The organism is Pontibacter deserti, from assembly GCF_023630255.1.
GTDB classification, from domain to species: Bacteria; Bacteroidota; Bacteroidia; order Cytophagales; family Hymenobacteraceae; genus Pontibacter; species Pontibacter deserti.
In genome coordinates this window covers 412869-427666 of record NZ_JALPRS010000003.1, presented here as the reverse complement: position 1 = coordinate 427666, position 14798 = coordinate 412869, and the positions used below count along the sequence as shown (strand labels likewise).

The window sequence follows — 14798 nt, the reverse complement described above, 5'->3', positions numbered from 1 at the left end:
TTACATGTTAAAACATTGAAATTCTCCTATATAAAAAATCCTCCTATTATTTTTTAAAAGAAACAGAAAAGGGAAGTCATTGACTTCCCTGCTATACTTTAGTTAGAATTCTATTAAAAGTTATTTAGCCCTTTTCGGCATCGTACCTAAAAGGTAATCCCATAGCGGAGACGATACACCGTAGGCTACTTCAGGATCTTTATAATGATGGATGCTGTGATGGATCCAGAGCGTTTTCAGGAAGTTTTTAGGCGGAGCATAGGCGTGCACAGCATAATGCACTAACAGATACATGGCATACCCAAACAATACGCCGGCTACAATTCCGAACACCAACTGCCCGAATATCAGCTTAAACACAAAGAACAGGAACGAGGCGATCAGCACACTAACAATTGGTGGCATAGCCAGGCGCTCTTTGTCTTTTGGGTACTCGTGGTGGTTGCCATGGAAAGTATACTGAATTCTGGCTTTTACCGGCGTATCGGTATCCATGTGAAAGATAAAGCGATGTGCCGAGTATTCCATTAGACTGAAAATAAACCAACCCAGGAAAAAAAGGCCAATGGCTTCCAGCACGTCTATAAAGCCGTACGTCAGCCCGTAGTAAATCAAGCCTACCGAAATAGCTATAAAGATAAAAATCGGGAGGGCAATGTGCGTTCTGGTGAGCCGCTCCAAAACAGGGTTCTGGAAGATCTGAGCTCGTCCTTTGTGATTAGGTTTCATAGTTTATAGTTACGCTTTAGTTCTTTCAGGCCGCCAAACTAACTAAAATTGAATGTTGCTTCGTCGGGGATAGAACAAAAACAGGGTATCAGGAAGCTATACTTATAGCCGAAGCAACGCCAGCAATGCATTACTAGTATACGTTGGCGCTGCAACTAGGTGCTTTGCCTGCACATAAAACTGGCGACGTTCTGCTAATGTTTTGCCTAAGAACGAGATTAGTTCGGATTGTGTTTTGCCCGTCAGTAAAGGGCGCAGGTTAAGGTCTGACTGTGAGAGTCTTTCAGCTAAAATTTCAGGTGGCACGTCCAGGAAGATGGTTTCTCCGGCTGCATTCATAAGTGCCATGTTATCGAAAAAGCAGGGTGTGCCGCCGCCTGTAGCAACTATAGCCTGACTATAGTTCGCAATTATACTTTGCAACGCTTCATGCTCCAGTTCCCGGAATCGCTCCTGCCCTTCCTGTTCAAAGATTTGTGCTATAGTTCGTTGCTCTCTCTCCTCGATAACCGCATCCAGGTCCAGGAAAGTATAGCCCAGTTTCTCAGCCAGCTCCTTCCCTAACGTGGACTTGCCACTGCCCATCATACCGAGTAAAAAGATCAGCATCTTCTTTAGAATTAGAAATTATGAATTAGAAATTATGAATTGATCGGATAATGCAGAAGTATAAAAATCATTCATAATTAGCGAAGCGTTAGTCAAGTTTTACCCTTGGGTCTAAGGCGGCGTAGAGCAGGTCTACGAAGATGTTGATGAGCACGAACAGGAAAGCTACAAACAGCGTGGCTCCCATTACCAGCGGAAAGTCGAGATTCTGCACAGCCTGTATTGTTACCGAGCCTAAACCTTTCCAGTTAAAGATGTACTCGATAAAGAAGGCACCGGCCATGAGCGAAGCCATCCAACCCGAAGCAGCGGTAACTACGGGGTTAAGTGCATTTTTGAGCGCATGGTTAACGATGACTTTGCTTCGGTTCAGTCCTTTGGCACGTGCCGTACGAATATAGTCCTGCGACATGACATCGAGCATGGAGCTGCGCGTAAGCTGAACTATAACCGCCAACGGGCGAATACCTAACGCAAAAGCCGGAAGCAACAAATTGCGAAGTTTCAGCTCTTTTCCTTCAAAAGGATCGATCTCGTATAGTTGCCCGGTCAGGCTCAGGCCGGTCCAGTCGCTCCAGTAAAAGCCGAAGGTAATAGCAATAAGTATAGCCGCCACAAACGAGGGTACCGAAATACCCAGCACAGATGTGGTTATTAAGGTATGATCTAAGGTACTATGCGGCCTGAGTGAAGCCAGCACCCCGAAAAGTATACCAAACACCGTCGCAATAAGCATGGCCGCCACAGCCAACCATAAGGTGCCTGTAAAATGGTCTAACAGGATATCGGTTACAGATTTATTGCTCTGGAACGAGCGGCGCAGGTAAGGCGTCTTCCAAACTATAGCATCTTCGCCGAAATCTGCCAGTTTGCTGTATTCATACTTCTCCTGGTTAGCTTCGGTGTCTTCGTGCACCGATAGCGGAGACACATCATTTATATAGTATAGCAGCTGCGCCGGTAATGGTTTATCCAGACCCAAGTCTTTGGTAATGGCTTCGCGCGTGCTTAGGTCGGAGCGTTGGCCAGCCAGCATCGCCACCGGGTCGCCAGGCAGCACGTTGAACAGGAAAAATACCACCACCAACACACCCAGCATGATCAGCAGGCCGTGCCCCAGTCGGCTAAGTATAAATCCTAGAAATTTCATGTATAATTGCTTTAAACTATTTTATCGCTTTTTTGCAAATTATGTCTTGCACAAAGCAATTGGATATTATCTGTTTTAAGAGATGTGCCACCTTTTGAGAAGGGTAAAATATGGTCAAAATGAAGGTTATCACTGCTACCACACTCAACACATTTACCTTTATCACGCTTCCAAACATCTAGTTTAACTGAAGTAGGGATCATTCTATTATGATTTAAATCTTTAAGCTCTTCAGCTCTTTCAGTTTTTTGTGATGCAGTCCTATCAGTTACTCTTAGCTTAAACTTGAAAACACTTCTGTTATCACCTATTTCTTCCCAGGCATCAATTAGCTCAAAGACACCATTATAAACCCAAATGCCATCTTTAATTTTCTCGTATACCTTCACCAGTTCAGGTTCTGCTCCACCATCTTTAAAATCATGGGCGGCCTTAAAGAATTTCCCGTTTTGAGTTGGAGTACCTTTTGGAGTTTCCATTAGCTGATCAACTAACTTTGGATATGCAGCTTCATTTTTAGGGACATCATGTCCTTCATAAATTAAAACTTCTCCATCGTCTTCCAACCTATCCGCATAAGGAGCACCTTTACGCACAGACATTAGGATAACGCTTACCCTGCCACCAATTTGGAAATTCATTCCCCGTTGCAAAGAATGACCTTCCGAAAGGCACATTTGTGTATAAGAGATAATATCTCCCGCTTGAATCTGCTGCATATATCCTATTGTAACAACTGCTTCACTTCCTCAATAGTTGGCGTATTGTTGTGGTGCCACAGGCCTTTGGTGGTGCCGTCTTTCAGAAGCCATATACCCGGGTTTGAGCGGATAATGGTTTTAAGCACTGTACCATCGCCAAAAAAATATGGGGCTGCCAGATTTACTTCGTGTCGGAATGCTTCAAACTCCTGTGCTCCACTGCTGGTAATAACTATAGGTGTAATGCCCTGCTTCTCTGCTGCTGCAACCAGCGCATTTATCTTATCAAAATTTTCGGTGCCGGCTTTGGCTACGTTTTGCACCACTATAACCAGTTTAGTACCGGTCAATACCTCCTGCGTATGGTCGCCTTCATCGTTCCAAACGTTGAAATCTGTAATCTTAGGGCCATCTTCCGGATTAACAGCTACCATTTCTTTAAAGGCCCAGGTGGTGTCAGTTGGGTATTCTGTAAACTCCTGTTCTTCGCCGCCTTTCGTCATCACATACTTATACTTCAGCGGTGCCGATGGCTTCATGAGTGTTGGGATGTTGTTACCAATCTTGTAAGCGCGGAAGTCGATGTAAGGCAGGTTTTCGTAAGCGTACCAGCCAATGCCCACCGATAGTATAGCTGTAAGCGCGGTTATAGCTGCGCCCACCTTCTGGCTGATAAACGGTTGCAGGTAACGCTGGGTCATCAGCAGCACGATGATCATCACCAGCAGCACCACATCTTTGGTAAACGATTCCCAAGGCGTAAGCTTTATAGCATCGCCGAAGCAGCCGCAGTCGGTTACTTTGTTAAAATAGGCTGAATAGAACGTCAGGAAAGTGAAGAACACGATCATGGCCAACAGTAGCCACAACACTTCTTTCAGTTTCCAGCGCACGAGCAGCGCCACGCCCAGCACAATCTCCAGTGCACTCAGGAAAATAGACAGAAACAGCGCGGCCGGCTCCAGCGATTTAAAGAACGGCGCAATGTCTGTCGAGAAAACTTCGAAATACTCTTCCAGTTTAATGGCAGTGCCTACCGGGTCGTTTATCTTGATCAACCCTGAAAAGATGAACAGCACGCCCACAAAGAGCCAGAAGAATTTGGTGATGTATTTCATGGTTCTGCTTTCAGTTAGAAAGTTAGAGGTTTAGAAAGTTAATAAGTTTATAGTTGTGGAGTTAACCACCAATTGAGTTTCTAAAGAAACCGTAACATTCATCTGTATCAATATTTGTAATTATATTAAAGAACCAGTCTCCACCATCATCTACAGAAACTTCTTCTATTTTCCAAGTAGGATTAATAAAGGCACTCTGTTTTGCAAAACAGTTAATCCAAATAAGCTTTTGACCTTTTTCATTAACTGCTCCAAAATACTGCCTGCTATAGTTAGATAATTCTTGAATTGAGCCATCCGATATTTCCATACTGTCAGCACCAATCTTATCGACTTCAACACATCTTTTTAGAATTCTCTCGGCTTTGATGATTTCTTCAAGAGACGGTGTAAAAGCCGTAATTTTTTCTTCTTTAGTTGGTCTAACCAACATCCTAAATGAGAAGATATCACGGTATGGCTTTGTCTTCTCATTAAATATAACGCCAGAAAATTCATTGGTCTCAACCAATAAATTTAAAGAGCTATCAACAGGAGTTACAGTATACTCTATACCATCAATACTATAGCTCTTTGAGTTACTACAAGAAGTCATACAAAGTAGAGCTACAGCAATAACTATAAAGTATTTCATTTCTTGTAATTTAATCAACCTGTCATGTCGAGCGCAGTCGAGACATCTTATGTGCCCACCTATTGTGCAGTATAAGATCCCTCGGCTGCGCTCGGGATGACACTAAAGAATGTTACAACTATAGCCAAATTTATAAACTATAACTTACTGCACCTTCTCCGCAAAACCCAGCTTTATCAGCGCAAAAACGGCGTAGTTGATCATGTCGCGGTAGTTGGCTTCCACACCTTCCGAGATCAGCGTCTGGCCTTCGTTGTCTTCTATCTGCTTGGTGCGGTATAGTTTCATCAGGATAATGTCGGTGATGGAGCTTACACGCATGTCGCGCCAGGCTTCGCCGTAATCGTGGTTCTTGGCCGTCAGCAGCTTTATGTTCTCTTCGATGTGGTGCGTATACTGGCGCTCTACTTCTTCGGCTGGCAACGTCTGTTCGGCATCGGCTGGCAAACTAAGCTGCATCAGGGCAATTACGCAGTAGTTAATAATGCCTACAAACTCGTCGCGGATGTCGTCTTCCACCAGCTGCTTGCCCTTCTCCTGAATAGAGCGGATGCGTTGCGCCTTAATAAAGATCTGATCGGTAATAGAAGGCAGTCGCAGCACGCGCCAAGCCGTGCCATAATCTTTTGTTTTCTTCACAAAAGTGTCTTTGCAGCGCTGTACTACCTGATTATATTCCTGGAGTGTTTGACTAATCAACTTTTTAGCTTTAATTTTAAAATCAATAGACCAAGGTGCCTACATTGGAATCGAAAGATACGCTTTTTAAGAAAAAAACCACACTTAACTGTCGCGGAAAGCTCCTCTCCCTGGACACGCCGCTGGTGATGGGCATCCTGAATGTTACCCCCGATTCTTTTTACCCCGGCAGCCGCCTGAGCTCCACCGAAGAAGCCATTGAACGTGCCCGCGTTATGCTGGCTGAAGGGGCCGACATACTCGATATTGGTGGTTATTCCACGCGTCCCGGCGCAGCAGATATTTCGTCTCAGGAAGAACATGACAGGCTTATACCTGCCATCGAATCTATAGTTCGGGAGTTTCCGGATGTTTTACTTTCAGTGGATACATTCAGGGCTGATGTGGCCGAAGCAAGTATAAACGCAGGCGCAGCTATCATAAACGACGTGGCAGGTGGCACTTTGGATGAAAAGATGTTTGAGACCGTGGCCCGACTGCAGGTTCCGTACATACTGATGCACATGCGCGGCACACCGCAAACCATGCAAACTATGGCCAACTATAGCGATGTGACGATAGAAGTGCTGGACGAGCTGCAGCAACAGGTGGCTAAGCTTACCCGCCTCGGCGTTAACGATATTATACTTGACCCCGGTTTTGGCTTTGCAAAAACTACAGAACATAACTTCGAGTTACTGAACCGTCTGGAAGATTTGCGTATATTGGGCTTACCTATACTTGCGGGCATGTCGCGTAAATCGATGGTTTACAAAACACTGGGCATTGACCAGGCTGATGCCTTAACCGGAACGATAGTTGTAAATACCATTGCCCTGATGAAGGGAGCCAATATTTTGCGTGTACACGACGTAAAAGAAACTAAGCAGGCAATAGAACTATACAAGAAAACAACACTTTGACATTCTTATTCACAATAGGGTTTTTAGAGATCGAGTTTCTCGACATCATCGACATTCTGCTCGTAACGGCGCTGCTATACCAACTATACAAGCTGCTTACCGGTAGTGTGGCGCTCAAGATCTTTTTAGGCCTGCTCTCTATTTACCTGCTATACCTGGTGGTGCGTGCCGCCGGCATGGAGTTGCTCAGTATTATACTTGGGCAGTTTATGGGGGTGGGTGTGCTTGCTGCCATTATCCTGTTCCAGCCTGAGATCCGCCGTTTCCTGTTATTAATAGGTAAAACCACCGCCTTTAACCACGACCGTTTCTGGGGATTTCCGTGGCGCCGCGAGCAAACAGAAAAACTGAGCTTAACGCCTTTTATAGAAGCTGCAAAATCACTGGCCGCTAAAAATACGGGTGCCCTTATTGTATTTGCAAAAAGCTCTGAGTTGAAATACTATGCCGAGTCAGGGGATTTGATTGATGCCGTTATCTCGAAGCGTTTGCTGATGTCGATCTTTAACAAGAACAGCCCGCTACACGATGGTGCCGTAATTATAGCAAGCAATCGAATAAAAGCGGCGCGCTGTATACTTCCGGTTTCTGAGAACCAGGAGATTCCGGCTTCTATGGGTCTGAGGCACCGTGCAGCTATCGGTTTAACGGAGATCACAGACAGTATAGTTTTGGTAGTTTCGGAAGAGACCGGGCAGATTGCCTTGGTGCGAAACGGCGAAGCTTTCCGTAACTTATCTTCTGCTGACCTGCGCGTAAAGCTTAACCAGTTCCTGTTCGATACGGACCAACGTGCAACTATAAGCCCATCCGAAAAATCGGTGAGTGCTGCCTGATTTCCCAGCGAGTCTGGAGACTCGCGCACACTTTGCGACACCGGTTAGATACCAGCGCCAGTACTAAGTTTATACTTTACGTTTCCGCCAGCTTACCCAGTAGAATATTAATCCAAGTATAGGTATAAGCCATAGCACCAGCATCCAGAGCAGGCGCTCTTTCAGATCGTAATCTGTTTTAAAAATCAGGTGAATAAGCGACACCAACGCTCCTGCATAATAGATAATCATCAGCGTGATTATCAAACTATAGGTAAAGTTGCTGCTGCCAAACGAGATCAATTCCATTCCAGATTTATAGTTTAAACATCAAGTTACTAAAACTCAACAAGAAAAAAGCCACTCCTGTTATAAGAGTGGCCTTTTTATTATTCACGAGGGATAATCTTACTTGATCACACCAAGCTCTCTGCCTACTTCGGTAAAGGCGGCAATACATTTATCGATATGTACTCTGTCGTGCACGGCAGACAGCTGCACACGGATACGGGCCTGGCCTTTTGGTACAACCGGGTAGTAGAAACCGATCACATAAATACCTCTGTCCAGCATACGGGCTGCAAATTCCTGTGCCAGCGGTGCATCGTACAACATAACCGGTACAATCGGGTGATCGCCTGGCTTAATATCGAAACCGGCTGCTGTTATCTGCTCACGGAAATATTTGGTGTTCCACTCCAGCTTATCGCGCAGTTCAGTGGTTGAGCTCAGCATATCCAATACGGCAATAGAAGCGCCCACTATAGACGGAGCCAGTGAGTTAGAGAACAGGTAAGGACGCGAACGCTGGCGCAGCATCTCAATAATCTCTTTTTTACCGGATGTGAAACCACCCATGGCACCACCCAGTGCTTTGCCCAGCGTACCTGTAATGATGTCCACTTTATCCATTACGTTGTGGTACTCGTGCACGCCACGGCCGGTCTTACCCATAAAGCCAGTAGAATGCGAATCATCTACCATGATCAGCGCTTTATACTTGTCAGCCAGTGCTACGATCTTATCCAGCTGTGCAACTGTACCGTCCATCGAGAATGAACCGTCGGTAACTATAATGCGGTGTTTTGTATTGGCATTTACAGCCTCCTGCAGCTTTGCTTCCAGGTCGGCCATGTCGTTGTGGTTATAACGGAAACGCTGTGCCTTACACAAACGCACGCCATCTATAATTGAAGCATGGTTCAGCGCATCCGAAATAATAGCTGAATCGGCATCAAACAAAGGCTCAAACACACCACCATTCGCATCGAAAGCGGCGGCGTAAAGGATTGTATCTTCAGTGCCTAAGAACTCAGATAACTTACGCTCCAGCTCTTTATGAATATCCTGGGTACCGCAGATAAAACGCACTGAGCTCATGCCGTAGCCATGTGTATCAATAGCTTCCTTGGCAGCTTCAATTACCTTTGGGTGAGCCGATAAGCCCAGGTAGTTGTTGGCGCAGAAGTTAAGCACATGGTGCATCTGTGTGGTATCAATGTCGGCGCCCTGTGGCGTAGTAATAATGCGCTCTTGCTTATATAGTCCGGCAGCCTTTATTTCTTCCAGCTGTTGTTCCAGGTCAGGTTTTAAGGTTTCGTACATATTTCGTTATTCGTTTATCGTTGTTCGTTTTTAGTTCTGGATAAGTTATAAACTATAGTTATACGCCGGTTGCGTCGCCGGTCTCATCTGGTTTAGGCGGTGGCCTCCGGATAATAGGGCGCGGACGTGGCGGCTTTGGTTTTATAGTTTCGTCTGTTGGTACCTCCGGTTCAGGCTGCTCAGCTTTTGCCTCAGCTATAGTTGGCTGCGTTGGTTCTTCCGGTTTCGCTTCGCTTATAGTTGACTCTGTAGCAGGCGTTGGCCTTTTAATTACAGGTCGCGGCCTTGGTGGCTTTGGCGCAGGAACAGGTTCTTCGGCAGCGTTTATAGTTGGCTGCTCTTCCGACTTTTCAGCTTCAGGTTTAGCTTCTTCTGCTACAAGTGGCTGCTGCAGAGCTACAGGTCGTTTCATTACCGGTCGTGGCCGGGCAGGTTTTGGCGTTTCCGCCTCTCCTGAAACTATAGTTTCTGCTGGCTTTATAGTTCCGTTAGTTATCTCTGTTGATGGACCTTCTACATCCGCAGGTTTTTCTTCTGTTGGCTTTTGCAGGGCAGTCGGTCTTTTTATAACAGGTCTTGGGCGCGCTGGTGGTTTAGGCGTTTCGGCTTCCGGAACTATAGTTGGCTCTGAAGCTTTGGTAGCTTCTGTTCCTTCTGTAGCAGGTTTCTGTAAAGCGGCAGGACGCTTAATTACCGGCCGTGGTCTGGTTGGCGTGGTACCTTCTGTTGCAGGCTTACTTTCTGAAACCGGAGTTTCGCCCTCTGCAGTAGCTGCAGGTTTAGCTATAATTGGTCGCTTGATTACCGGCCTTGGCTTAGCTGGCTCAGCAGGTTTAGTTTCTTCCGGATTTATAGTTTCGCCTTCGGCTATAGTTGGCTTGGTTATAGTTGGGTGCTTAACTACTGGCCGCGGCTTTGGAGTTGGTGTGGCTTCTAATGTTTCCTGTGGAACAGCAGGTTGTGTTGCTTCTGCAGCCGGAGCGGCACGACGCATAACCGGGCGTGGTGCAGCAGTTGCCGGAGCAGCTTTTGGCACATCTTTTTCCGCTAAATGATACCTTAACCGCACATCATTTATCACCATTTTTACGGCAATATAAAAGCTGTTCGGGTGCATCTGGGTATACATGTCTTCCCAGGCAGCAAACCGCGCAGGGTCGCCAGCCACAAATGCAGCTTTATTAATGCGTTTCTTTACAAGGTATTCTTCAAACGTCATGTACAGGCCGTCTTGTAAAACACAGGCTAATTCTTACAAATATAGGCAAATCCGTTGCACAAGCCAGTAACATCCAGGCTGCTTTTCAGGCTAATGTTATTTAATCTTTAAGTCTGCGGCATGCTGTTCCGGGGCTGCAACCAGTTAGTTACCTTTGTTACAAGGTGTGTAATAAGTGTTAGATTAGTTTGGTTTTAGAGAGCGCTTGCAATACGCAGGCACTCTCTTTTTGTATTTAAGCAACTTTCTCCTATCCAAATCATACAAGCACCTGTGTTTCTTATAAGTTATACTTTCAGGATTGCATTGAAATAGGTTACTTTGTGCAAACGATTTAGCGTAATTATGGCAAACACAAGTGATACGGTATTGGTAATAGGTTCGAGTGGCCAGCTTGGCTCAGAACTAACCATGGAACTGCGTAATATGTATGGCGGAAGCAATGTAGTGGCGGCAGATATTGCAGCACCTAAAAATGTCGACCTGCGCGATTCAGGCCCTTTCGAGAAAATAGATGTGCTGGACCCAAAAGCAATGGGCGAACTGGCAGCAAAATATAAATTCAAGCAGATCTACCACCTGGCAGCGGTGCTGTCAGCAACCGGCGAGAAAAATCCGAAATTTGCATGGAAGCTGAACATGGACGGCCTGTTTAATGTGCTGGACCTGGCCCTGGAGCATAAAGTAGAGAAGGTATACTGGCCGAGCTCTATTGCTGTTTTCGGACCGAACACCCCACGCCAGAACACGCCGCAGCACACGATCATGGACCCTAACACGGTGTATGGTATCAGTAAACAGGCTGGTGAGCGCTGGTGCGAATATTATTTCGAGAAGTATGGCCTGGATGTGCGCAGCCTGCGTTACCCTGGCCTTATTGGTTACAAAGCATTACCAGGTGGTGGTACAACAGATTACGCCGTTGATATTTACCACCAGGCCTTGGAAAGCGCCAGCTACGAATGCTTCCTGAGCGAGAACACCTACCTGCCGATGATGTACATGCCAGATGCCCTGAAAGCTACATTGGACTTGATGCATGCCCCGGCAGAGCAAGTAAAAGTTCGCAGCTCGTATAACCTGAGCGCCATGAGCTTCTCACCAAAAGAGATCGCTGAGTCAATCCAGAAACATATCCCGGAATTTGAGATCAGCTACAAGCCAGACTCGCGCCAGCAAATAGCCGACTCGTGGCCACAAAGCATAGACGACAGCGCCGCACAACAGGACTGGAACTGGAAACCAGCTTACGACCTGGATGCGATGACTGCGGATATGCTGCTGAATTTGAAAAAGATGAAGCAAGAGCAGGCTGTATAGGTTTGCAGAACTATAGTTTTAGAAAAAGGCGATGCAGCGATGTGTCGCCTTTTTTGTTTTACCTCACCCCATCCCTCTCCTAAAAACAGGAGAGGGAGCTTCTGTTACTTTTTTCTGTCATCTCGAACAGCTTGAGATATCTGGGTTGATTTTATAGTTGGCGTTAAACATCCCCCTTCGCCCCCTTCAAAGGGGGACTTTCTGCCATTGCTATAGTTCGAGCTTTGGTTTTATAGTTATAGACCATGGGCGGACAGGTCGTGACCTGTCCCTACGGAAATACAACCACAAGAAAAGCTATAAAACTATAGAACTCAAATTAACTATAGCTTAGCTATCGGACCATATCAGTCTTTGGGTTGAGCGCCTTTGATTTGTCGCGGTGCCGAAGGCAACCCGAGGTACGAGGGGAGCTTCAAATCAGCAGCGCGATACCCGAAGACGGGGCCCCGCGGCCATGAGCGCACCAAAGCCAGCTATGACAACTGTAGGTGAATAAAGCTCTCAGGATTGAAATTGACTATGGAAGTATTGCTTAGTTCAAATCAGTACAAATGTAATCTTTAGGATAAATGGGATCCTTCGGTTTCGCTCGGGATGACAGCAAAGAAAGCCCTCGCCGGCACTCTTCCTACCTCCCCTCTGTTACATAAACTAAATCTGTGCTAACTTGCGCCGTAATTTCAGAAAACTCTATAAACTTGTGAGATACACATCCCTTATATCTGCGCTGTTGCTATCAGCAATACTATACTTAACAGGCTGCACCAGCACGTCAAAACTACAGACTGCAGCTCCAGAAGCTACGGCAGCTGCAGCTCCAGTATACCAACCAAGGCTTTCTTCTATAACCATACCTGTAAGCGTTCAGGTTGCGACCTTAGAAGAGATGCTGAATCGTCAGTTTGCAGGAGTACTTTACAAGGATACTAACTTGGACGATGACGACGTAGCGGTTACTGTTAGCAAGAATGGCCGCATGAGCATCAGGGCAGATAAAGATAAAATATACTTTAGTGTACCACTGAATATCTACGCAAAAGGGCGCTGGAAATGGGACCCTTGCAAACTTTGCCCGGCTATCGACAAGACCGAAGACACCAGGTTTGATATGGTTATCAATACGGAAAGTAAGATTGGTCTTACAGAAGATTATAAGTTAAAAACCACCACTACCGGCGACTTCGAATGGGGAAATACTAAGCCTGTGATAGAATTAGGCCCGCTAAAGATTGGGTTGGCACGCTTTGTGGAGCCGGCGCTTCGTAAACAAATGGCAACGCTAACCAAACAGCTTGATGCAGAACTACAGAAACAGGTAGATGTTAAGAAATATGTGCAACAGGCCTGGACAATGCTACAGGAGCCCGTTAAAGTAAACGACGACATGAATGCCTGGCTACAAGTATTGCCGCAGGATGTGCGTGTTACGCCGCTTCAGGCCCGCAACGGCACATTGGCTATGCGCATTGGTATAACTTCTTACATAAATGTAACTACCGATGGTAAGCCTGCTGTTAAAACCAATAAAGCGCTACCTAAACTGGTATTCGACAATAAGCTGACGGATAACATTCAGGTAGGGTTAACTGCTGATATACCTTACACACACGCTAGTAAAATGCTGCAACAGCAAGTAGCTAACCAGACCTATAAGTTTGATGATGATAAAAGCCAGCTTACTGTAAAAGATGCAAGTATAACGCCGGGCGGTGATCAGTTGGTGCTGATGCTGGACGTGGATGGTAAAACAAAAGCGGGCCTGTTCACTAAAAAGATTGTAGGTAAAGTATACTTGCGCGGCACACCATATTACGATGCGGCTACTTCATCTATAAAAGTGCGTGATGTAGATTATACTTTAGAGACGAAGGATAAACTACTAAGCACAGCCAGCTGGTTAGCCAAGAATAAGTTTAAGGATATGATTCAGCAGCAGGTAAACATCCCTGTTAAAGACCAGCTAACAGACGCGCACAAAACATTGCAGCAAGCTTTGGATAAACAGGGCCGTGTGCACGAATCGGTGATGCTGAAAGGAAAGATACAGGCTATAGAACCGGACAACATTTATTTAACACCAACTGCCATACGCACCGTGATAAATGCAAAGGGTAACCTAACTGCTACCATAGACAAACTATAGATTAAGGCATAGAAACCGGATCTAACAAAAGGACTGCTAAGTTTTAGCAGTCCTTTTGTTTTTATACCTCTTTCAACTAGTACTTATACTTATATCATCAGCCGGTAACGGGCAAAGTCAAACTATCCTGTTTTGCAGAACGTAATCAGTAACCTAAACAAATTGCACAAATAATATGGCTGCATTCGCACTTAAAGATACTTTTTCCCTGCTGAAAGCATCAGTTTCAGAATTCCTGGATAATGAGTCGTTGCGATTGGCAGCGGCACTCGCATTTAACGCCATCTTTTCTATTCCACCACTTCTCATTATTATCATTAAGGCAGCCGGCTTTTTTTTCGGAGAAGCGGCAGTATCAGGCGAGCTATCTAAGCAGATTTCATCCGCCACCGGGCCACAGGCTGCAGCAGAAGTACAAACCATCATTAAAAATGCATCGGTCAGCGGGACCGGTTGGGCACTTTGGGTAGGTATAGGTACCTTAGTGTTTGCCGGAACTACCTTTTTTGTAACACTGCAGCAATCGTTAAACAGCGTCTGGAACCTGAAAGTGAAGCCGGAGAATGGCATACTACGGATGGTTAAAGAAAGGCTGTCTTCGTTTGGCATTATTCTGAGCATTGCCCTGCTTATGCTGATCTCGCTGGTGATGAGTACGGCTATAGCAATGCTTAGTGAGTTTATTTCCAGTTTGCTGCCGGGGCTTGGGGCATGGGTTATCCGAATTATAGATTTTGTAATTTCAGTAGGTCTTATTTCGTTACTTTTTGCTCTCATTTTTAAGTACCTACCCGATGGTATTATCCGCTGGAAAGACACATTTATTGGCGCAGTGGTAACGGCACTGCTATTTGGGCTAGGTAAATTCCTGATTAGCTGGTACATCAGCACTTCAGATCCGGGCTCAGCTTATGGTGCGGCAGGTTCTATCATCATTATACTTGTCTGGATCTATTATTCATCTATGATCGTGTTCTTCGGGGCTGAGTTTACCCAACAGTATGCTAAGAAATATGGCCAACGTATCCGTCCAAAAGTACATGCCGTGTTTGTGCGGGAGGTAGAAGAAACATCTGATAAAGATGATACCCAGAGCGGAAGGCCCAAATCTGAAGGAAGACACAACAAGAACCCATAAAACTAAAAACGCC

The 14798-nt window shown here is 45.7% G+C and carries 15 protein-coding genes; 5 read left to right on the top strand and 10 right to left on the bottom strand.

The window, feature by feature from the left end; translation table 11 throughout:
* Positions 1-120 precede the first annotated feature (120 nt).
* From MJ612_RS16800 to MJ612_RS16770, 7 genes are all read right to left on the bottom strand, one after another.
* Complete coding sequence (locus MJ612_RS16800) at positions 121-729, bottom strand: sterol desaturase family protein (protein ID WP_187031991.1); 609 nt, start codon at positions 727-729, stop codon at positions 121-123.
* A 102-nt stretch (positions 730-831) separates the two neighbouring features.
* Positions 832-1338, bottom strand: a complete 507-nt coding sequence (locus MJ612_RS16795; protein ID WP_187031993.1) for a shikimate kinase — start codon at positions 1336-1338, stop codon at positions 832-834.
* 88 nt (positions 1339-1426) lie between these two features.
* Positions 1427-2488 carry an ABC transporter permease gene (locus tag MJ612_RS16790; protein ID WP_187031995.1) on the bottom strand — a complete coding sequence of 354 codons (1062 nt, stop codon included), beginning with the start codon at positions 2486-2488 and terminating at the stop codon, positions 1427-1429.
* An 11-nt stretch (positions 2489-2499) separates the two neighbouring features.
* The gene (locus MJ612_RS16785; RefSeq protein ID WP_222619657.1) at positions 2500-3207 is read right to left on the bottom strand and encodes an HNH endonuclease; all 708 of its coding nucleotides are present in this window, start codon (positions 3205-3207) and stop codon (positions 2500-2502) included.
* Positions 3208-3212: 5 nt separating this feature from the next.
* Positions 3213-4307 carry a BT_3928 family protein gene (locus MJ612_RS16780; protein ID WP_187031997.1) on the bottom strand — a complete coding sequence of 365 codons (1095 nt, stop codon included), beginning with the start codon at positions 4305-4307 and terminating at the stop codon, positions 3213-3215.
* A 61-nt stretch (positions 4308-4368) separates the two neighbouring features.
* Positions 4369-4941, bottom strand: a complete 573-nt coding sequence (locus MJ612_RS16775) for a hypothetical protein (protein ID WP_187031999.1) — start codon at positions 4939-4941, stop codon at positions 4369-4371.
* A gap of 144 nt (positions 4942-5085) precedes the next feature.
* The gene (locus MJ612_RS16770; RefSeq protein WP_187032001.1) at positions 5086-5640 is read right to left on the bottom strand and encodes a DUF1599 domain-containing protein; all 555 of its coding nucleotides are present in this window, start codon (positions 5638-5640) and stop codon (positions 5086-5088) included.
* Positions 5641-5684: 44 nt separating this feature from the next.
* Here MJ612_RS16770 and folP point away from each other — a divergent pair, with 44 nt between their 5' ends.
* Together folP and cdaA are read left to right on the top strand one after the other, a co-directional pair.
* Positions 5685-6542 carry a dihydropteroate synthase gene (folP, locus tag MJ612_RS16765; RefSeq protein WP_187032003.1) on the top strand — a complete coding sequence of 286 codons (858 nt, stop codon included), beginning with the start codon at positions 5685-5687 and terminating at the stop codon, positions 6540-6542.
* The gene (cdaA, locus tag MJ612_RS16760) at positions 6539-7378 is read left to right on the top strand and encodes a diadenylate cyclase CdaA (RefSeq protein ID WP_187032005.1); all 840 of its coding nucleotides are present in this window, start codon (positions 6539-6541) and stop codon (positions 7376-7378) included. Before folP ends, cdaA begins: the two co-directional genes overlap by 4 nt.
* Positions 7379-7447: 69 nt before the next feature.
* Here cdaA and MJ612_RS16755 read toward each other — a convergent pair whose 3' ends face one another.
* The 3 genes from MJ612_RS16755 to MJ612_RS16745 all read right to left on the bottom strand — a co-directional run bounded on the left by MJ612_RS16755 (position 7448) and on the right by MJ612_RS16745 (position 10181).
* Positions 7448-7666: a PLDc N-terminal domain-containing protein gene (locus MJ612_RS16755; RefSeq protein ID WP_187032007.1), complete on the bottom strand. Its 219-nt coding sequence runs from the start codon at positions 7664-7666 to the stop codon at positions 7448-7450.
* 99 nt (positions 7667-7765) lie between these two features.
* On the bottom strand, positions 7766-8962 hold the full coding sequence (kbl, locus tag MJ612_RS16750; protein WP_187032009.1) for a glycine C-acetyltransferase: 1197 nt from the start codon (positions 8960-8962) through the stop codon (positions 7766-7768).
* A 58-nt stretch (positions 8963-9020) separates the two neighbouring features.
* Positions 9021-10181, bottom strand: a complete 1161-nt coding sequence (locus tag MJ612_RS16745) for a hypothetical protein (protein ID WP_187032011.1) — start codon at positions 10179-10181, stop codon at positions 9021-9023.
* A gap of 345 nt (positions 10182-10526) precedes the next feature.
* On the opposite strand from MJ612_RS16745, the gene MJ612_RS16740 reads away from it, so the two are divergent.
* The 3 genes from MJ612_RS16740 to MJ612_RS16730 all read left to right on the top strand — a co-directional run bounded on the left by MJ612_RS16740 (position 10527) and on the right by MJ612_RS16730 (position 14785).
* Positions 10527-11501 carry an NAD-dependent epimerase/dehydratase family protein gene (locus tag MJ612_RS16740; protein ID WP_187032013.1) on the top strand — a complete coding sequence of 325 codons (975 nt, stop codon included), beginning with the start codon at positions 10527-10529 and terminating at the stop codon, positions 11499-11501.
* Positions 11502-12204: 703 nt separating this feature from the next.
* Entirely contained in the window at positions 12205-13647 is a 1443-nt protein-coding gene (locus MJ612_RS16735; RefSeq protein ID WP_187032015.1) for a DUF4403 family protein, read from the top strand.
* A gap of 175 nt (positions 13648-13822) precedes the next feature.
* Complete coding sequence (locus MJ612_RS16730) at positions 13823-14785, top strand: YihY/virulence factor BrkB family protein (RefSeq protein ID WP_187032017.1); 963 nt, start codon at positions 13823-13825, stop codon at positions 14783-14785.
* The last annotated feature ends 13 nt before the right edge of the window (positions 14786-14798 follow it).